The sequence below is a fragment of the SAR86 cluster bacterium genome, assembly GCA_029268615.1.
GTDB lineage: Bacteria > Pseudomonadota > Gammaproteobacteria > Magnimaribacterales > Magnimaribacteraceae > JAQWNM01.
The window spans coordinates 1-19,236 of the sequence record JAQWNM010000014.1 but is presented as its reverse complement, the minus strand read 5'-3'; the positions used below and the strand labels follow the sequence as shown (position 1 = coordinate 19,236).

General features: G+C 35.0%; 19 protein-coding genes. All 19 read left to right on the top strand.

The window, feature by feature from the left end:
• Positions 1-38: 38 nt before the first annotated feature.
• Positions 39-515, top strand: a complete 477-nt coding sequence (locus tag P8J93_07505; GenBank protein ID MDG2061644.1) for a nuclear transport factor 2 family protein — start codon at positions 39-41, stop codon at positions 513-515.
• Positions 512-1,612 (top strand): DUF1214 domain-containing protein, encoded by a 1,101-nt coding sequence (locus tag P8J93_07500; protein MDG2061643.1) that lies wholly within the window; start codon positions 512-514, stop codon positions 1,610-1,612. The genes P8J93_07505 and P8J93_07500 overlap by 4 nt, the downstream gene beginning before the upstream one ends.
• A 1-nt stretch (position 1,613) precedes the next feature.
• Entirely contained in the window at positions 1,614-2,774 is a 1,161-nt protein-coding gene (locus P8J93_07495) for a sulfotransferase (GenBank protein MDG2061642.1), read from the top strand.
• Between the two features lie 112 nt (positions 2,775-2,886).
• Positions 2,887-3,297, top strand: a complete 411-nt coding sequence (locus tag P8J93_07490; GenBank protein MDG2061641.1) for an adenylyl-sulfate kinase — start codon at positions 2,887-2,889, stop codon at positions 3,295-3,297.
• Between the two features lie 93 nt (positions 3,298-3,390).
• Complete coding sequence (locus P8J93_07485) at positions 3,391-4,275, top strand: VOC family protein (protein MDG2061640.1); 885 nt, start codon at positions 3,391-3,393, stop codon at positions 4,273-4,275.
• A gap of 5 nt (positions 4,276-4,280) precedes the next feature.
• Positions 4,281-5,153, top strand: a complete 873-nt coding sequence (locus P8J93_07480) for a CoA-transferase (GenBank protein MDG2061639.1) — start codon at positions 4,281-4,283, stop codon at positions 5,151-5,153.
• Between the two features lie 3 nt (positions 5,154-5,156).
• The gene (locus P8J93_07475; protein MDG2061638.1) at positions 5,157-5,942 is read left to right on the top strand and encodes a ketoacid CoA transferase; all 786 of its coding nucleotides are present in this window, start codon (positions 5,157-5,159) and stop codon (positions 5,940-5,942) included.
• 8 nt (positions 5,943-5,950) lie between these two features.
• Positions 5,951-6,826 (top strand): enoyl-CoA hydratase, encoded by an 876-nt coding sequence (locus P8J93_07470; protein MDG2061637.1) that lies wholly within the window; start codon positions 5,951-5,953, stop codon positions 6,824-6,826.
• Positions 6,827-6,838: 12 nt separating this feature from the next.
• Positions 6,839-7,873, top strand: coding sequence for a nitronate monooxygenase (locus P8J93_07465; GenBank protein MDG2061636.1), 1,035 nt, complete (start codon positions 6,839-6,841; stop codon positions 7,871-7,873).
• Positions 7,874-7,878: 5 nt separating this feature from the next.
• Entirely contained in the window at positions 7,879-8,631 is a 753-nt protein-coding gene (locus P8J93_07460) for an enoyl-CoA hydratase family protein (GenBank protein ID MDG2061635.1), read from the top strand.
• An 8-nt stretch (positions 8,632-8,639) separates the two neighbouring features.
• Positions 8,640-9,797: an acyl-CoA dehydrogenase family protein gene (locus tag P8J93_07455; GenBank protein MDG2061634.1), complete on the top strand. Its 1,158-nt coding sequence runs from the start codon at positions 8,640-8,642 to the stop codon at positions 9,795-9,797.
• Entirely contained in the window at positions 9,797-10,846 is a 1,050-nt protein-coding gene (locus tag P8J93_07450) for an acyl-CoA/acyl-ACP dehydrogenase (protein MDG2061633.1), read from the top strand. Before P8J93_07455 ends, P8J93_07450 begins: the two co-directional genes overlap by 1 nt.
• Positions 10,847-10,855: 9 nt before the next feature.
• Positions 10,856-12,007 carry an acetyl-CoA C-acetyltransferase gene (locus tag P8J93_07445; GenBank protein MDG2061632.1) on the top strand — a complete coding sequence of 384 codons (1,152 nt, stop codon included), beginning with the start codon at positions 10,856-10,858 and terminating at the stop codon, positions 12,005-12,007.
• Positions 12,008-12,016: 9 nt separating this feature from the next.
• Positions 12,017-13,156, top strand: coding sequence for an acyl-CoA/acyl-ACP dehydrogenase (locus P8J93_07440; protein MDG2061631.1), 1,140 nt, complete (start codon positions 12,017-12,019; stop codon positions 13,154-13,156).
• Between the two features lies 1 nt (position 13,157).
• Entirely contained in the window at positions 13,158-14,351 is a 1,194-nt protein-coding gene (locus P8J93_07435) for an acyl-CoA dehydrogenase family protein (protein MDG2061630.1), read from the top strand.
• The gene (locus P8J93_07430) at positions 14,348-15,136 is read left to right on the top strand and encodes an SDR family oxidoreductase (protein ID MDG2061629.1); all 789 of its coding nucleotides are present in this window, start codon (positions 14,348-14,350) and stop codon (positions 15,134-15,136) included. The genes P8J93_07435 and P8J93_07430 overlap by 4 nt, the downstream gene beginning before the upstream one ends.
• A gap of 59 nt (positions 15,137-15,195) precedes the next feature.
• Positions 15,196-15,930, top strand: a complete 735-nt coding sequence (locus P8J93_07425) for a hypothetical protein (protein MDG2061628.1) — start codon at positions 15,196-15,198, stop codon at positions 15,928-15,930.
• Between the two features lie 7 nt (positions 15,931-15,937).
• Positions 15,938-16,723, top strand: a complete 786-nt coding sequence (locus P8J93_07420) for a fumarylacetoacetate hydrolase family protein (GenBank protein ID MDG2061627.1) — start codon at positions 15,938-15,940, stop codon at positions 16,721-16,723.
• Positions 16,724-16,839: 116 nt separating this feature from the next.
• Positions 16,840-19,161, top strand: a complete 2,322-nt coding sequence (locus P8J93_07415; protein ID MDG2061626.1) for a TonB-dependent receptor — start codon at positions 16,840-16,842, stop codon at positions 19,159-19,161.
• Positions 19,162-19,236: the final 75 nt, after the last annotated feature.

The following is a 19,236-nucleotide window of genomic DNA, read 5'->3' as shown; positions in this document are numbered from 1 at the left end:
TTCTTTTTAAAGTAAATAAATTAATATTTTAAATATTTATGCAGGCAATAGAAGCAAGATTAGAGATAGAGTCGATTATGTTTAAGTACACTTCTTCTTTAGATTCTGGAGATCTTGAGTCTGCAGCTAATATTTTTGATAAAGGGTCCATTAAATCTCCTGGACAGTTTTTAGAAGGCACATCTGGAGTATTGAATGCATATAAATCTGCCATCATCTTTTATAATGATAAGGACCAAGAAGTAAATTATAGGCGTTTAAAATGTTCTCCTAAAACGAAACATTTAAATACTAATATACGATATTCTTTCAATGCTGACATGACTTCAGCGAATGTTCATAGTTATTTTACTGTCTATCAGTCTCTTAATTCTAGGATAGAAATAGTCGTTGGAGGAAGATATGAAGATAAGTTTCTTTTTGACAAAGGTTGGTTTCTGAAATTAAGACAGATTTATATTGATCACACTGGAGATATAGCTCTTCATATCAGGTCAGACATAAAAAAATTATGAAAGAAACAGGCAAAAGACTTCAAGATGAAGTGCTGAATGGAAAAGTATGGGAAGATTTTTGTGATGAACTTAAAGCGGCTGGATCAATTGTTTCTGAACAAGAACTTGATAAACCTATACTAGATAAGGTAGAGGGTTATAGATATTTAACCAGACTTTTAAGACTTGCTTTAGATATGGCTTTAGAAAAAAGTGATCCATATTTCCCAGAGTTTTATAGTCTTTCTCATGAAACGGCAAAAATAGGTGCAGATAATCCAGATAATTTATACCAGAATGCAAGTATTGATGGTTTATTAAGATATAGAGTTTGGGGAAATAAAGGATCAGTTCATTATTTAAGCTTTGGTACCAAGGCAAATCGTTATGCTGAAGATGGCACTATGGCTACAACTGGCGAGTTAGATTCAGAAAAAATAGATTTTGATAAAGATGGAAATTTTGAGATTATCTTAAAACAAGACTCAGAACAAAAAAATTGGCTTCCAATGGAACCAGACTCAAATCTACTAATTGTTAGGCAATCCTTTTTAGATAAGACAAAAGAAGTTCCAGCCTCAATTAACATTGAATGCATAAATACGAATAAAAAACCTCCAGCTCTAAGTAAAGAAAATCTTAATCAAGGTCTAAAAAAAACAGTAAACTTTATTAAAGGAACCGCAACAACTTTTAAGACTTGGACAAATATTTTTGAAGAAAATCCCAATAAATTTTCTTCAATAGATCAATCTATGTTTCAGAAAGCCGGTGGCGATCCTAATATTTATTATTTGCATGGTTATTGGGAGTTAAAGGATGATCAAGGATTACTAGTTAAAACAAAAATACCTATTTGCGATTATTGGAATTTTCAATTAAACAATTTCTGGATGGAGTCCCTAGACTATCGTTATTTTGATATTTGTCTTAATAATGCTAATGCTAAATTGGAACCGGATGGATCGTTACTAATCTTAATTTCAAGGAAAGATGTAGGATCTAATAATTGGGTCGACACAGCTCATCATTCATCAGGTACTATGCTTCTTAGGTGGGTAAATTCTAGTTCTTTTCCGGTACCTGAAACTCAGTTGATTAATTTAAAGGACTTGTAGATTGCCTAAGCTCAGTCTAAGTCATAATTCTCTTCTTGATCAAGCTAGTTCATTAGTAGGATTAAGTAATTTTGGTGACACGATTCATCTAGAAGGGCTAGAACAGCTCTGTTGGAGTCTTAATGAAGAGGCCAACTTAAACGATGTTGGCCACGCTTCTCAAATTTCAAGAATAACAGGAATCTTAGTAAATAGATTACTTTTAGAAGAAGATTTCAAGAATAACTCAATAACTAAAGAAATAATTAAACCTCCTATTGTAATCGTAGGCCTTCCAAGGACTGGAAGCACTTTAGTTCATAGATTATTGTCCAGCGACCCTGATCATACTGCAATGATTTGGTGGGAAGGTCGTTATCCATCCAGATTAAAGAATGAGAAGAAGGGGAATCCTCAAGAAAGAATATCTATGGCTAAACAAGAGGTAGAAATTATGATCAAAGCTTCCCCTGATTTAATGAAAATCCATCCTATGGATGCTATGGCACCTGATGAAGAGATATTATTATTAGAGCATGGATTTTTCAGCACTGTACCTGAGTCTTTTATGAACGTGCCTACATACTCAAAATGGGTTGAATCCCAAGACCATACACATTCTTATGAGTACCTAAAAAAGATGTTAAAATACCTACAGTGGCAAAATGATCTTAGATCTAATAAATCTTGGGTTTTAAAAACTCCTCACCATACAGCATATGTAGAGAACATAATGAAAGTATTTCCTGGAGCTCTTTTTATTCAAACACACAGAAATCCATTACAGACCATTCCTTCTTATTGTTCAATGGTTGCAACTTTAGCAGAACCTTTGTCAGATGAATTTCAATCCAAGAGATTAGGGCAGCATTGGGAAAAAAAACTTTCTAGAGCGTTGAATCATTGTATGGATATTTCTCGAGCCTTTCCAGATCAGTTCTTAAATCTAAATTACGAAGATTTAGTTTCAAACCCTATGGAAGAGATAAATAAAATCTATGATTTCATTGGCAAGCCTTTTAGTCATAAAGCTAGTAAGGCCATGAAATTATGGCGAGAAGAAAATACTAAAGATAAGCATGGTAAACATAAATATGTTTCAGAGGATTATGGTATCAGCAATAAAGAAATCAAGGAAGATTATGCAATTTACATCAATAGATATATTAAGGACAGATTATAACTTTTGAAATAAGTAATCATTCCAGTAGAACTTTAATTCTTGTTAGGCATAAATTAAGATATACGAAAAAGTTTTTTTCGTATATAAAGACAAAAAATAAATAGAAAAACTTATGAAAATATTAGTTATGGGCCTTCCAGGAAGTGGTAAAACTTATCTCGCTGAGAGGCTTCAACCACTTATAAGTTCTGCTTGGTACAATGCTGATAAAGTGAGAGAAATGGCAGGAGATTGGGATTTTTCTGACGAAGGAAGAGAAAGACAAAGCCTAAGAATGAAAACTTTCGCGGATTTTGAGCAAACTCATGGCAGGCATGTGGTATGTGATTTCGTATGTCCAACAGATCAAACAAGAAAAATATTTGGTCCTGATATGATAGTTTGGATGGACACTATATCTCAAGGAAGATATGAAGACACAAATAAAGTTTTTAAAGACCCTTTAGAAAGTGATTTTCGATTTACTGAAATGAATGATGAAAATCATATTATTGTAGCTGATAAGGTTAATAGCTATGCTTGATTCTAGAAAAGCAAATCAATGGTGAGTAGTATTTATCTTAGAGAACCTTTTTTGAGATATCATGGATTCTAAGAACAAAAGGAAATATAGGATATGAAAGTAAAAAGTTTAGCTTATGTCGGTATTGAAACAAAAGAATTTGATTCTTGGAATAGTTTTTCTTCGGATGTTTTGGGATTAATGCCAGCTGATTCATCAAATGATTTTCTAAAGTTTAAATTAGATGATCGTTCGTTTAGGATAGCTATCCATAAAGGAAAAGAAGAGAAATTAAAATATGTAGGCTTTGAATTAAGAAATAAATCTCAATTTCATGAAGCAAAAAAAGAACTTAAAAAATTAAAAATTCAATTTTCTGAAGCCGATAAAGAAGGTTGTATTTTTAAAGATGTCAAAGAGATGATACATTTTCATGATCCCATAGGAACTCAAATTGATCTTTTTTATGGTAGAACATTAGATTATCAGAAATTTATATCTCCAGTTGGAGTTACAGGCTTTGTAACAGGAGAGATGGGTTTGGGTCATGTGGTCTTACCTACATTAAATCTTAAAGAAAACTTTAACTTTTACACAAATGTTTTAGGTTTTGCTGAAACAGACTTTATGACATTTACTATGGGTGAGGGTGATCAAGCTATGGAGGCTTCGTTGCATTTCTTGCACTGTGATAATCCTAGACATCATAGTGTTGGTTTATTTCAAGCTCCAGATCCAACCGGATTGATTCATCTTATGTTAGAAGTAAAAACTTTAGACGATGTAGGTTATGCACTGGATAGGGCTAAAAGAGCCGGTGTACACTTACAATCTTCATTGGGAAGACATTCAAATGACAAGATGGTTTCCTTTTATATGGTAACCCCAGGCGGGTTTGCCATTGAGTATGGCTTTGATGGATGGCAGGTAGATTGGGATGAGTTTACACCAACTATTAGTCATGCCCCAGACTTATGGGGTCATGAATATAATCCATAAGTTCTATGACTAAAATAATTGGTTCAAAGGATATCATATCCCATATAAGAAGCGGGATGACAATAGGTATTGGTGGTTGGGGTTCTAGAAGGAAGCCAATGAGCTTAGTAAGAGAATTACTAAAAAGTGATGTTGAAGATTTAACCATAGTTTCTTATGGCGGACCAGATGTTGGAATGCTTTGTTCGGCTAAGAAGGTTAAGAAGTTGATTTTTGGATTTGTCTCAATGGAAACTACTCCTCTAGAATCTCATTTTAGGAAAGCTAGACAAGAAGGCTCCATAGAAGTAATGGAACTGGATGAAGGTTTATTACAATTTGGTTTGATAGCAGCAGGTATGAGGCTCCCATTCTTTACTACAAGAGTAGGTTTAGGTAGCGATATTCTTAGTTTAAATCCTGAAATCAAAACTATTTCTTCTCCTTATAAAGATAATGAAACTTTGGTAGCCATGCCAGCTATTGAATTAGATGTAGCATTAATTCATGTGCATGAATCAGATGATTTAGGTAATACTTTCATTTATGGGCCAGATCTATTTATAGATGACAAATTCGTTAGAGCCTCTTCAAAGACTTTTATTTCAACAGAGAGAATTATTAAAACTGATGAAATAGATAAAAATAAGTCTATGTTTAATTGGTTTGAAAGAAGTTTAGTTACTGGAGTTATTGAATCTCCTTACGGAGCTCATCCTACAGCTGCGACACCAAATTATGGATTTGATAAAGAACATTTAAGTAATTATTCTAAAGCCACTGACCAAATTGAATGGGAAGCTTATTTTGAAAATTATATTAGCTTAGATCATGAATCTTACTTAAAAGCAGTAGGAGGAAAAGATCATATTACCTCTCTAGAGGTCCCAGTCTTTTAAATTATGGAGAAACCTTCTTATACTTTATCTGAACTTTGTATTTGTGCTGCTTCTGAAGCATGGAGAGATGGAGGAGAAGTTCTTGCTACAGGTATAGGCTTAATTCCTAGATTGGCAGCAAGTTTAGCAAAGATGACACATAGTCCAGAATTGATGATGACTGATGGGGAAGCTTATTTAGTTTCTGAACCTGTTCCAGTAGGTCCTAGGGACAATTACCAGCCAAAAATAGAAGGTTATATGAATTATTCAAGAGTTTTCTTGAATATAGGTATTGGACATAGACATGCTATGACAGGGCCAGTACAAATGGATAAATATGGACAAACAAATATTAGTTTTATTGGAGATAATCATTTATCCCCTAAAGCTCAACTTTTGGGAGCAAGAGGTTTCCCAGGAAATACCATAAATCATACAAATAGCATGTTCTTTCCTAATCATAATAATAGATGTTTTGTTGGCAATGAAGTAGATATGGTCTCAGGAGTAGGTTATAACCCTTCAAAAAAACTAAAAGGTATGAAATCTGAATTTATTAATTTAGGTCTCATAATTTCTAATTTATCAGTGATGGATTTCAAAGGTCCGAATAATCAGATACAAGTAAAGTCTTTACACCCCGGAGTGGAAATACAAGAAGTGATTGACAATACTGGGTTTGAATTACTTCATGATAAATACGTAGTAACTCCCACACCTTCAAATGAGCAGTTGTCAATAATTAGGGATTTCTTGGATCCTCATAATTTAAGAGAACAAGCTCTTCCAGATAGATCAGATAAATAGGAATAATAATGGCAAAAAAGAAAAAAAATTTAGTTCTATATAAGCGAAAAGGACAAATAGCAGAAATAACTTTGAATAGACCTGAATATAGCAATGCGCAGAATGGAGATATGACTTACCAAATTGACGATGCATTTAGAAAATCTATGAATGACGATAAGGTCAAGGTCATTATTTTAAGAGGTTCTGGTAAGCATTTTTGTGCTGGTCATGACATTGGCACTCCAGATAGAGATTTAGATAAGTCTTATGATATTAAGTCTATGTGGTATGACCATACTAAAAAAGAAGGAGGAGAATTTTATTACGCCAGAGAACAAGAAATTTATTTGGGTATGTGTAGAAGATGGAGAGAAATCCCTAAACCAACGATAGCTATGGTGAATGGTGCATGTATTGCCGCTGGTCTAGCTTTGGCTTGGGTTTGTGATCTAATTATAGCTTCGGACGATTCTTTTTATTCTGATCCAACTTTGAAGATGGGCTTACCTGGAATAGAGTATTTTGGTCATCCCTTTGAGTTAAATCCTAGAATTGCTAAGGAATTTCTTTTTTTAGGAGAGCGTATGACTGCAGAAAGGGCTTATCAGATGGGTATGTTAAATAAAGTCGTGCCACTTAAAGATTTAGAAAAAGAGACATATGAAGTAGCTTCTCGTTTAGCAAAAATTCCTTCTTTAGCTGTTACTTTAACTAAACAATCTATAAATCAGATAGAAGATTTACAAGGTCATAGATCAGGAATGGATGCAACATTTGGTTATCATCACTTTGCGCATACACATAATGATTTAGTTTCAGGAGAATATTTAGCTGGTTTTGATGCAAAAAAGTTAGCTAAAAAGACTAAACAGCAAGAAAAAGGAAAAAAACTAACTAAGTAATTCCAAATAATTATGGATTTTTTGAGAACTAATCTTTGTGATTCATTAAATTGTAAATATCCAATAATCCAAACAGCTATGGGATGGGTGGCTACCCCAGATCTAGTTATAGCTAGTATAGAAGCTGGCGCTTTTGCTTTTTTAGCTGGTGCTGTGATGGATATTAATGAAGTAGAGTCCGCAATAGAGAACATACAAAATAGGTCAGATAAATCCTTTGGTCTGAATTTTCATTTCTTTCAAAAGGATGCTGATCAGATTGTAGATTTAGCCATAAAAAAAAATCTCAAAGCTGTTAGTTATGGCAGATCACCAGACAAAAAATTAATTGAAAAGCTTAAAGAGGCTGGAATTTTATGTGTACCGACTGTTGGCGCTTTGGATCATGCACTTAAAGCAGAGTCCTTAGGAGCAGATATATTGGTTGTTCAAGGAGCAGAAGGAGGAGGTCATACAGGAAAAGTTCCAACTAATGAGTTATTACCCCAAGTCATTGAAGAAGTTAATATTCCAGTGGTAGCAGCAGGTGGATTTAAGGATGGGCTTGGACTTCGAAGAGCTATATCTTTTGGAGCAGTAGGCATAGCTATGGGTACAAGATTTATGATGACAAGTGATAGCCCAGTGCCTAGAAAGACCTTAGAAAGATATTTAGAAGCCAAATCTTCTGATATTGTTGTAACTAAGAAATTTGATGGCCTACCTCATAGATTGATAAATAATAAGTTGATCATGAAAGTAAATGAGAGCAGCTCAATCGGGCTATTAATGTTTGCATTAAAAAATGGATTTAAATATAAAAAGATGACAAATGCTTCTTATATGGATTTATTAAAAGTAGGATTTGCTCTTTTCAAATCAGATCCTCTTAAACCAGCTCAAACATTAATGGCAGTTAATTCTGCTGTTATAATTCAACAAGCAATGGTAAATGGTTTGCCAGAGAAAGGGGCTATGCCAAGTGGAACAATTGCAAGTGAAATTAATGAATTACTTAGTTGTGATGAGTTAATGAAGTCTATAATAAGAGAAGCGAAAGATATTTAAAAAACATGACATATAAAACGAATTTAGATAATGGCATAGCAGAATTATGTTTAGATTATCCACCAGTAAATGCTTTTAATGGCCAAGGTTGGATAGATTTATCGAAGGAAATAAACAATCTCTCTAGTAATGATGAGGTTAGAGTTGTCATAATAAGATCTAATGGAAAAGGATTTTGTGCGGGAGTTGATATAAAAGAACTTGCAGAGGATTCAAATAAAATTGTTGAAGTGAATAGAGGGTGCTATGAAAGTTTCAAGGCAGTCAGAGCTTGTAATGTTCCTGTAATTTCAGCTGTCCATGGATTCTGCTTAGGAGGTGGAGTTGGGTTGGTGGGTGCAAGCGATATTATTATTGCTTCAGATGATGCATATTTTGGTCTTCCTGAAGTTGATAGAGGCGCATTAGGAGCAGCTTCTCATCTAGCTAGAATGTTTCCTTTACAACATGTCAGAAGAATGATGTTTACAGCAGAACCAATTGATGCCTTGGAAGCCTATAGATTAGGGGCATTAGAAAAAGTAGTTTCAAAAGACAATTTATTATCAAGTGCTATGAGCTTGGCAAATAAGATAGCCGAAAAGAGCCCATTAGCTATTCGTTTAGCTAAGGAATCCCTAAATGGCATTGAGTCTCATGATGTGGATAAAAGTTATTTATATGAACAAGGGTTTACACTAAAGCTTTATGAATCTGATGACTCAACAGAAGCTAGAAAAGCTTTCGTAGAAAAAAGAGAAGCAGATTTTAAAGATTAAATTTATAAATGGATTTAAAGTTTAGTAAAAAACATCAAGATTTTCGAAAAGAAGCAAGAGCTTGGTTTAAAAAAAATAAACCAGAGAATAAATTACTCTCTTTCGATACTCCAGAAGGCTTTGAAATACATAGAGATTGGGAAAGAAAATTATCTCAAGGAAAATGGACGGCAGTTACTTGGCCAGAAAAATTTGGGGGTCGAGGTGCAGATTTAATTGAATGGCTAATTTTTGAAGAAGAGTATTACTCATCTGGCGCGCCTGGCAGAGTTAATCAAAATGGAATTTTTTTATTAGGGCCTACATTGATTGATTATGGTACCAGCAAACAGCAGGATCGTTTCTTGCCTGAAATGATAAATGGTAATGAAATCTGGGCTCAGGCTTGGTCTGAACCAAATTCTGGAAGTGATTTGGCTTCATTAGTTTGTAAAGCAGACAGAGTAGGGGATAAGTTTATTTTAAATGGACAAAAGACTTGGTCTTCAAGAGCTGTTTATGCTGATTGGGCATTCGGACTCTTCAGATCTGAAAAAGGTTCACACAGACATCATGGTTTGAGTTTTATTTTATTTCCATTGAATACTCCAGGAGTAACAGTCAAACCTATTTCACAATTAGATGGAGAACCAGGCTTTGCAGAGATTTTCTTTGATAATGCAGAAATTTCAACTTCTAATCTTTTAGGTGAAGAAGGTCAAGGATGGGAAATAACTATGGCTACTGCAGGTTTTGAAAGAGGATTAATGTTGAGAAGTCCTGCACGATTTAAGGCTACGGCTAGTGCTCTAGTTGGTCTTTATTTAAAAAACAAGAAAGAAGCTTCATCTGGAGTTAGAGGAAGAGTTGTAGATTGTGTATTAGATGCAGAAGCTTATTCTTTAAATACCTATTGGGCTGCTTCCAAACTTATGAATGGAGGAGTGATAGGAGCAGAATCAAGCACTAATAAAATATTTTGGTCAGAATTGGATTGTGAAATGTATGATTTAGCTTCATCTTTATTAGGAGCAGAAGCAGCTTTAGGGATAGCGGATAAAGAAGCCAATGATGCTGTTGAATGGATAAAAGGGTTTTTATTTTCATTAGCTGGACCAATTTATGCTGGGACCAATGAGATACAGAGAAATATTATAGCTGAAAGAATATTAGGGCTTCCAAAATAATGGATTTCAGATTTACTGATCAACAGGTTGCTTTTAGAGACACAGTTAAGAGTTTCTTTAAAGATATGGCATCTTCCAATTCAATTAGAGCTCTCTGGAAAGATACAAAAGGTTTTGATGACAATCGTTGGAAGATTTTAAAGGATCTGGGCGTAATTGGAATGTTAATTGAAGAGGAAGAAGGCGGGTTAGGCCTTAATGATGTAGATTTTGTATTGATAGCTGAAGAGGCTGGATATGCTGCTCTTCCTGAACCCCTTGTTGATGTTGGATGGATTACAGCTTCATTACTTAAGGAGCTCCCGAATAATTATAAAGAAAATTGGAAAGCAAAATTAGCCAATGGAGATTTAATTGCTCTAACAGGATATGAACTAAATAAATTCCTTCCAAGTGCTCATCTAGCAGATATTTTTTTTCTCCAAAGTGGAGATGGTTTACATTTCTTACATCAAGAAGAAGTTAAATTAACAAAAAGGGAAAGTTTGGATCCTTCTTTGAGATTATATTCTTTAGACTGGGCACCTAAGGACTCGCAAAGACTAGTCCATAGGTCTGAAAGTGCAGATATATGGTTAAAGATTTCCAATATTGGAGCTTTGTCAATTGCGGCGCAACAATTAGGTTTAGCTAGAAAAGTTATCGACATGGCTGTTGACTATGTAAAGACGCGAGAACAATTTGGAAAACCCATAGGATCTTTCCAGGCTATAAAGCACCTTCTTGCAGATGTGCAAGTACAAATAGAGTTTGCAAAACCAGTAGTTTATAGGGCAGCTTATTCCTTGGCTCATAATCTACCTGGAAGATACAGAGATGTATCTCATGCTAAATTATCTGCTTCTAGGACTGCAAGACTTGCAGCAAAAAATTCTATTCAAGCTCACGGTGCATTAGGTTATACATGGGAATCAGACCTTCAGATATATATGAAAAGAATTTGGGTGTTGGATATCATGTGGGGAAATCATTCTTGGCATCAAAATAGGTTAGAAGAAGAAATATTAAATACTAGATCAGAGTTAGGTCTTGGGCAAACTTTCATATAAAGTTGCATTATGTCTGAAGCATTTATAGTAGAAGCGGTTAGGACTCCCGTAGGTAGAAGAAATGGGAGTCTTTCTAATATACATTCTGCAGATCTCGGAGCCCATTCACTAAAGGCCCTTATAGAAAGAGCATCTATTGACTCTTCCATAGTTGAAGATGTTATTTTTGGTTGTGTCGATACTATTGGATCTCAAGCAGGGGACATAGCGAGAACTGCTTGGTTGGCGGCAGGGTTGTCCGAAGAAGTCCCTGGCACAACAATTGATAGACAGTGTGGATCATCCCAACAAGCTTTGCATTTTGCAGCTCAAGCTATTATGAGCGGTACCAGTGATGTTGTAGTGGCAGGTGGAGTCCAAAATATGAGTCAGATTCCTATTTCATCTGCCATGTTAGCAGGACGTGAATATGGTTTTGATGATCCTTTTACAGGATCATTAGGGTGGAAAAAAAGATATGGCTCTGGAACCTTATCTCAGTTTAAATCTGCACAAATGATTGCAGAAAAGTGGAATATAAGCAGGGTTGATATGGAAGAATTTGCTTTGGAAAGTCATAGAAAAGCTCTTTATGCTATTAAAAATGGAAAATTTCAAGATGAAATTGTATCTATTGATGATTTTGAGCATGATGAAACTCCAAGGAGCGATACCTCATTAGAAAGAATGGCTGGATTAGAACCTTTAGAGGAAGGAGGATTAATTACCGCTGCAACTTCAAGCCAAATATCAGATGCTTCAGCCGCCATGCTTGTCGTTTCTAAGAAAGCTCTTAAAGAATATAACTTGGAACCTTTAGTTAAAGTTAATCATATGAGCGTAAGAGCTGATGACCCAGTATGGATGCTGACAGCTCCTATTTCAGCCACTAGATATGCTATAGATAAATCAGGAATATCTTTAGATGAAATTGGTATAGTAGAGATAAATGAAGCTTTTGCTTCAGTCGTTTTAGCTTGGCATAAAGAACTAGGTTATTCTTTAGATAAAGTTAATGTGTGCGGTGGGGCAATTGCTTTGGGTCACCCGTTAGGTGCTACAGGAAGTAGATTAATGACCACCTTAATTCATCAAATGAAGAGAGAAGATATAAGTTATGGCCTTCAGACAATGTGTGAAGGGGGTGGTCAAGCGAATGTTACTATTTTAGAAAACTGTTAGAAGGATCTAATGGAATTTGCATTCACAGAAGAGCAAGAATTATTGAAAGAAAGTGCAAAATCTTTCTTAACAGAGCATTCTAATTCACTTAAAATTCGTGAGGCAATGAACTCTTCCCTTGTTTATGATCAAGAAGTTTGGAAAAAAATTTCACAAGATATGGGTTGGTTAGCTTTATTAATTCCTGAGGAATATGAAGGGATAGGATTGTCTTGGGTTGACTTAAGCGCTTTACTAGAGGAAATGGGATATTTCTTATTATGTAGTCCTTTTCATTCAACCATCTGTTTAGGGGTAACTTGTTTAATGAATGCTGGAAATTTAGAACAAAAAGCTCATTATTTACCTGAAGTAGCAAAAGGAAACTTGTTATTAACTCTAGCTTGTCTTGAGCCAGGTGGAGATTGGTCGCCTGAAGGAATTAGTTCTTCATATATAAAAAGAGATAATAAATATTTTATAACAGGAACAAAGAAATATGTTCCCTATGGTCATGCAGCTAATAAACTAATAGTAGCATCTAGGGTTAAGGGTTCTTTGGGACCTAGAGGAATAACTCTTTTCTTAATAGATTCAAATACAAAAAATTTAGACATATCTAAATTAACCACTATGGATCAAACAAGACCCCAATCTTCAATTATCTTAGACGAAGTTGAGGTTTCTGAGGAATCTGTTATTGGAGAAGAAGAGAAGGGTTGGGAAATTCTAGATAAAGTTAGATCCTTCGGAGCTTTAGGTAGCTCAGCAGAACAAGTAGGAGGGGCTCAGAGAACCTTAGATATGACATGCGAATATGTTTTAGAAAGAGAGCAATTTGGAAGAAAAGTAGGTAGTTTTCAATCTATCAAGCATCGCTTAGCAGATATGATGGTTTTAGTAGAATCCGCAAGGTCCGCTATATATTATGCCTCATGTATAGCTGAATCTGATACAAGGGAATTTGAAGAATCTGTATCTATATCAAAGTCTTATTGCTCTGAAGCGTTTTTTAAGTGTGCCGCTGATGCCATACAACTCCATGGTGGTGTTGGTTTTACTTGGGAGTATGATACTCATCTTTTTTTTAAAAGAGCTAAGTCATCCGAAATTTATTTTGGAGATCCTTCTTTCCATAAAAATAAAATTTCTAACCTTCTAGGTATTTAGTGTGAAGATAGAATTTACTCCTCAAGAGGAAGAATTTAGAAAGGAAATTTCCACCTGGCTTAAAGAAAATTTATCTGGAAAATTCAGTTCAGTCATGGGTAGGGGTGGTTCCGGAGATCAAACTGGATTATTTTCTGAAAGAGTAAAATGGGAGCAGCATATGGGCGCTAATGGATGGACTTGTATTAGTTGGCCAAAAGAATATGGAGGTCGAGAAGCTAGCATCAATGAGCAAGTAATTTTTTATGAAGAATATACTCGCGCCGGAGGCCCAGGGCGGGTTGGGCACATCGGCGAAACCTTAGCGGGCCCTACAATTTTGAGCTTTGGGACTAAAGATCAAAAGGAAAGGTTTTTACCTAAGATACGTTTAGGACAGGAATATTGGTGTCAAGGCTATTCTGAACCTTCAGCAGGATCCGATCTTTCTGCCGTTCAAACTAAAGCAGAGTTGATTAATGGTAAATGGAAAATTAATGGTCAAAAGATTTGGACTTCTCTAGCTCAGGAATCAGATTGGATATTCATTTTATGCAGAACTACACCAAAATCAAAAGGTAGAGATGGCTTGTCTTATATTCTTGCGCCAATGGATCAAAAAGGAATAACTGTAAGACCAATAAAGCAAATGACCGGCGAGTCTGAGTTTAATGAAGTCTTTTTCGATGATGCCGAAGCCAATGCAAATGATTTAATTGGAGAAGTTGGTAAGGGCTGGCAAGTTGCTATGGGAACTTTAGGTTTTGAGAGAGGAGCATCTACATTGGGACAACAAATGGCATTTGAACAAGAGTTTGAAACTGTTTTAGCAATAGCTAAAGAAAATGGAAAATCTAACGATCCATTGATACGTAATCAGATTTCCGAAGCTTGGATAGGTTTAAAAATCATGAGATATAATGCATTGAGAATGTTAAGCAATAATGAAGATGGAATTCTATCCAGAGAAGCCATGCTATCTAAATTATATTGGGCAACTTGGCATAGGAATTTAGGAAAATTAGCAATGGACGTTTTGGGAATGGAATCTGAAATAGGAGAAGAAGGTAACTACAATTTATCAGAACTACAGAAATTATTTCTTTTTACGAGGGCTGATACTATTTATGCTGGAACTAATCAAATACAAAGAAATATTATAAGCGAACGTGCATTAGGAATGCCAAAAGAACCAAGGGGAAACAGTTCATCATGACAGATTTATCTAAACCACCTCCTTATCCCGAATCCCATGACCTTTTAAAAGGTAAAAATATAGTTGTAACTGCAGCTGCTGGTACAGGTATTGGCTTTGCAACGGCTAAGAGATGCATTGAAGAAGGGGGAAATGTTCTTATCAGTGATATTCATGAAAAAAGATTAAATGAATCAGCTATAAAATTAAATAAAGACACAGGTTATACTCCTCGCACTTTTGTGTGTGACGTAACAAATTCTCTTCAGGCAGATAATCTAATATCAGAAGCGCATAAGATCCTAGGTCCAATAGATATCTTGATTAATAATGCTGGCCTAGGAGGTTTTTCTTCAGTTAGAGAAATGACAGATACCCAATGGGAAAAAGTATTAAACGTGTCCTTAACTGGAACTTTTAAGGTTTCTAGAGCAGTATTAAATCATATGGAAAAGAATAAAAATGGAGTGATTATCAATAATGCTTCCGTTCTTGGATGGAGGGCACAAGCAAACCAATCTCATTATTCTGCAGCTAAAGCTGGAATTATGGCTTTCACTAGGTCTTCTGCAATTGAAGCGGCAGAGTTTGGAGTAAGAATAAATGCAGTATCCCCCAGTATAGCTATCCACGAGCATCTTTCAAAAACAAATAGCCAAGATTTATTAGATGAATTATCTTCCCAAGAAGTGTTTGGAAGGGCCGCAGAACCATGGGAGATAGCAAATGTAATTATTTTCTTAGCAAGTGATTATTCAAGTTATATGACTGGAGAAACTATCTCAGTAAGCAGTCAGCATCCTTAATCTTCAATAAATTAATGAGGCATAAAAAAAATTATATGAGTAACTAGGGAGTAATGTATATGGAAAAAGTAATATTTTTATTAATCAAAGAAGATAATTTAGATAAAGAATCATTTAAAGATTCTCTTGTAAATGATCTACCTTCTAAAATTACTAAGTATACTAAAAGTATACAAGTTAATGTAGTTGATGAGTTTGTGTCAAAAGAAAGTCTCAGCAGAGCGGGACCAGAAGCTGCAAAGCTCTTACCTTCATCACCTGTTGCAGATGCAATGCTTGCAGTATGGGTGCATTCCATTTCTGCAATAAAGCATATTGAGTCTGAGCTCAAATCTCACACTAAATCTTTTCATGGTTATTTAGTCACCGAATCAGAACCTCTCCCAAATAAAACCATAGCAACTTCACCTACAGTCAGGACTCCAGGGTTCGATCAAATAGCATTTCTTCAAAAACCATTCAATATGGACTACACAGAATGGCTTTATAACTGGCAAGAATTACATACACAGGTCGCAATTGATACTCAATCAACTTGCAGGTATATCCAGAATGTAATTGTTAGACCTTTGACTAGAGAGGCTCCTGACTATCAAGCTATAGTAGAAGAAGGATATGCTGACTCAGACGCTATGTTTGATCCTATGATTTTCTATGATGCGCAAGGAGATAAAGATAAGATGTTAAAAAACATTGAATTAATGATGAACAGTTGTTCAAGGTTTATAGATTTTAATGAACAGCCAAATGATATGATTGGCATGAGTCAGTATCTTATCAAAATTAAAAATTAACGTTTAAGTGATAGATCAAGAATATAAAGAAATAGCGTTAAAACTATATGATGCCTTAAAAGATCAATATTGTTTAGAACCTCTTACTAATACCTATCAAGATATTTCAATAACGGATGCTTATAAAATTTCTAGAAACTTCTTACAAAGAAGGATGGATGATGGAGATAGATTAGTTGGAAAGAAGATAGGAGTCACTTCTAAAGTAGTGCAGGAAATGTTGGGAGTTCACCAACCTGATTTTGGATTCTTAACTTCTTCTATGCAATATTCAAATAATGCAAAGATTAAAATTGAAGATCTATTGATTCAACCAAGGGCTGAAGGTGAAATAGCCTTTATTTTATCTAACGATCTTTCTGGTCCAGGTATATCAGATCAAGACGTTAAAGATTCAACTGAGAGTATTGTTCCTTGTTTTGAAATTGTTGATTCCAGGATTAAAGATTGGAACATTAAAATTGAAGATACGATTGCAGATAACGCATCTTGTGGAGTTTTTGTTCTTGGAAATGAAAGAATAGACGTAACAAATCTCAATCTAGCAGACTTAGAACTAAAGATGTATAAAAATAATAAACTAATTAGTAGCGGAAAAGGAAGCGCAGTTCAAGGAAATCCTTACAAGGCAGTAGCATGGTTAGCTAATACGCTAGGTGAACTTGGCATCCCTTTCCTTTCTGGAGAAATAATCTTATCTGGATCTTTAGTTCCTTTAGAGCCGGTAGAGGCAGGTGATAAGATGAGACTTACTTTGGGCGATTTAGGAAGTGCAGAACTTGAATTTATTTAATAATTTTAAATTCAATATATTTCGATACTTAGAGTTTTGTAATGATTAACAAAAATGTGTATAGTAGATTTCATAAATTGAAATAAAATATTTTTTAAATAAATGGGGAGAATTTAATGAGTGAATCTAAATCTTTTTATACTTTGTTTTTAACGCTAATTTTTTCTTTTTCCTTATCTATAAGTGGGAATTTATTTTCTGCTGAATCAGATGGAACTTTAGAAGAAATAATAGTAACCGCTCAAAAAAGAGATCAGGCTATTATTGATACGCCCATTGCTGTTACAGCATTGTCAGGATCTATGCTTGATGATTTAAATATGACTAGCATTAATGATGTTGGTAAATTTGCTCCAAACCTTCATATAACTCCAGCTTCGAATAGTGTAACCGGAGCTCAGGTTACAATCAGAGGAGGGGCAACTGCAAACCTTGCAATATCTTATGAAAGTTCAGTGGGTGTCTACTTAAACGGGGCTTTTATAGGAAAAGGGATGGGAAGCCTTTTTGATATGGTTGATATAGATAGAATAGAAATTCTAAGAGGGCCCCAAGGCACACTATATGGAAAGAATACGACTGGTGGAGCGCTAAATATTATAACCAAGGATGCCGCTGGAGATGGAAGCGGTTCAGCTAAGTTTACAGTTGGTGAAAATGGAAAAAGAATTGCAAAGGTTAATTTTAGCCCTGAATCTAATGGACCTCTTAAGTTTTCTTTAGGATTTAGAAAAGAAGATTATGATGGTTGGATAGACAACATAGCTGATCCTCTAAATAGTCCATTTGCAGATCAAGTTAACCCGGCTCCATCTAATGATGGGTTTAACATGAAAGACGATACGGCAGTTTTCATAACCATGAATTATGAGAAAGATAATTTTAGTTTAGATTATTATTATGATGCAAATGATCTAGACAGAACTGGTAATTTTTCTCAAATAACTTCCATAACTCCTTTTGGTATAATGGATCCAAGTCCAGCAGCAGTAGCTGCTTTAGGTCCTTTTGGATTATCTTTTTTAGGCATGGCTCAATACAGTTGCGTAACTGGCTGTAAAAAAAGACAAACTGTAGCTAGTAATAATAATGCTTCAAGAGATGATGGTGAATCCGATGGACATTCTTTAATCATGACCTGGGACATGGGTAATTATGATATAAAATCAATTACTACTAGAAGAACTTTTGAGGCTAATGACAGTCTTGATCATGATGGTTCTCCTATTTCTATAGCAAGAACTGAAAGATTTATAGACTATGAAGCAACATCACAAGAAATCCAATTAACTGGCACAAATAAAGCGGGTAATGTCAATTGGGTTGCAGGGTATTATCATTTTGAAGATGATGGCTATACAGACAATCCTCAAGAATTTTTAATGGTTTTTGGTCCAGGCGGTCAAAAGTATGATAGTCAATATGGAGTTGAAACAGATGCAGATGCTATATATGGACAATTTGATTGGTCTCCAGAATCAGCACCTTCATGGACTTATACCTTAGGAACAAGGTATACAAAAGAAGAAAAAACAGGACAAAGGACTTTTGGTATTTTACAGAATACTACGATCCCATCTTTCTTACTTCCTTTGTATCCAATTCCAGCAGGCACTGAAGCCACAGAAGATTTCAGCAATACTATTGTTAATTTCATAGTTTCTAAGGCAGTTAATGAAAATGTAAATGTTTATGCTAAGAGATCTGAAGGATGGAAAGCAGGAGCCTTTAACGGAGAGACTAGTGATTTAACAGCTGCAACAAATGCTTTTAAACCTCAATCTACAACTTCTTTAGAGTTTGGACTCAAAACAACTTTTGGAGAAGGCAAAGGTGCATTTAATCTAGCAGTATTTCAAGATACTCATGAAGATAAACAAGAATTTATCTTTTTAGCAACGAATGCAGCAGAATCTATTGTAAGAAATTTTGGAGAACAAGAGATCTCAGGAATAGAGGCTGAATTATATTATCAAGCAACTCCCAACTTATACATTCAAGCTTCAATAGGAACTTTAGATCCGCAATATAATGAAGCTTTTGATGACACAGGTAAAGATGTTAAAGATATTTATGAACATCCTTTTACTGCTGAGTTTACTTCAATGTTCACCATAGATTATAATTTTGGAGCTGGCGCTCGCGGTACACCAGGGATAAGACTTGATGCTTTTCATAGCGATGATTATACAAGTTTCCCTGATACTTATGCTGCAACTGTGACTAGAACAGATCCTCATGACATCATTGACATAAGACTTTATCTAAATGACTTCGCTCTTGGCGATAATATGACCGGAGATATAGCTTTATGGGGTAGAAACATAACTAATGATGACTTCCACTATACAGGGTATGATTTTGGGGGATTTGGTTGGACAAATAATATGTTCTTTCCTCCTGCGGAGTATGGTTTAGATTTCACAATTAGATGGTAGAATAGTCTTAGTAAGGAGGTCTAAATGACCTCCCATTGTTTAATCTTTAATGAGGATACTATGGCAGTTAACTCC

What these genes read in the sequence shown, in the direction of transcription:
- P8J93_07505 (MDG2061644.1), top strand. Translation starts at nt 39, where the DNA reads ATGCAGGCAATAGAAGCAAGATTAGAGATAGAGTCGATTATGTTTAAG.
- P8J93_07500 (MDG2061643.1), top strand. Translation starts at nt 512, where the DNA reads ATGAAAGAAACAGGCAAAAGACTTCAAGATGAAGTGCTGAATGGAAAA.
- P8J93_07490 (MDG2061641.1), top strand. Translation starts at nt 2,887, where the DNA reads ATGAAAATATTAGTTATGGGCCTTCCAGGAAGTGGTAAAACTTATCTC.
- P8J93_07485 (MDG2061640.1), top strand. Translation starts at nt 3,391, where the DNA reads ATGAAAGTAAAAAGTTTAGCTTATGTCGGTATTGAAACAAAAGAATTT.
- P8J93_07480 (MDG2061639.1), top strand. Translation starts at nt 4,281, where the DNA reads ATGACTAAAATAATTGGTTCAAAGGATATCATATCCCATATAAGAAGC.
- P8J93_07475 (MDG2061638.1), top strand. Translation starts at nt 5,157, where the DNA reads ATGGAGAAACCTTCTTATACTTTATCTGAACTTTGTATTTGTGCTGCT.
- P8J93_07470 (MDG2061637.1), top strand. Translation starts at nt 5,951, where the DNA reads ATGGCAAAAAAGAAAAAAAATTTAGTTCTATATAAGCGAAAAGGACAA.
- P8J93_07465 (MDG2061636.1), top strand. Translation starts at nt 6,839, where the DNA reads ATGGATTTTTTGAGAACTAATCTTTGTGATTCATTAAATTGTAAATAT.
- P8J93_07460 (MDG2061635.1), top strand. Translation starts at nt 7,879, where the DNA reads ATGACATATAAAACGAATTTAGATAATGGCATAGCAGAATTATGTTTA.
- P8J93_07455 (MDG2061634.1), top strand. Translation starts at nt 8,640, where the DNA reads ATGGATTTAAAGTTTAGTAAAAAACATCAAGATTTTCGAAAAGAAGCA.
- P8J93_07450 (MDG2061633.1), top strand. Translation starts at nt 9,797, where the DNA reads ATGGATTTCAGATTTACTGATCAACAGGTTGCTTTTAGAGACACAGTT.
- P8J93_07445 (MDG2061632.1), top strand. Translation starts at nt 10,856, where the DNA reads ATGTCTGAAGCATTTATAGTAGAAGCGGTTAGGACTCCCGTAGGTAGA.
- P8J93_07440 (MDG2061631.1), top strand. Translation starts at nt 12,017, where the DNA reads ATGGAATTTGCATTCACAGAAGAGCAAGAATTATTGAAAGAAAGTGCA.
- P8J93_07430 (MDG2061629.1), top strand. Translation starts at nt 14,348, where the DNA reads ATGACAGATTTATCTAAACCACCTCCTTATCCCGAATCCCATGACCTT.
- P8J93_07425 (MDG2061628.1), top strand. Translation starts at nt 15,196, where the DNA reads ATGGAAAAAGTAATATTTTTATTAATCAAAGAAGATAATTTAGATAAA.
- P8J93_07415 (MDG2061626.1), top strand. Translation starts at nt 16,840, where the DNA reads ATGAGTGAATCTAAATCTTTTTATACTTTGTTTTTAACGCTAATTTTT.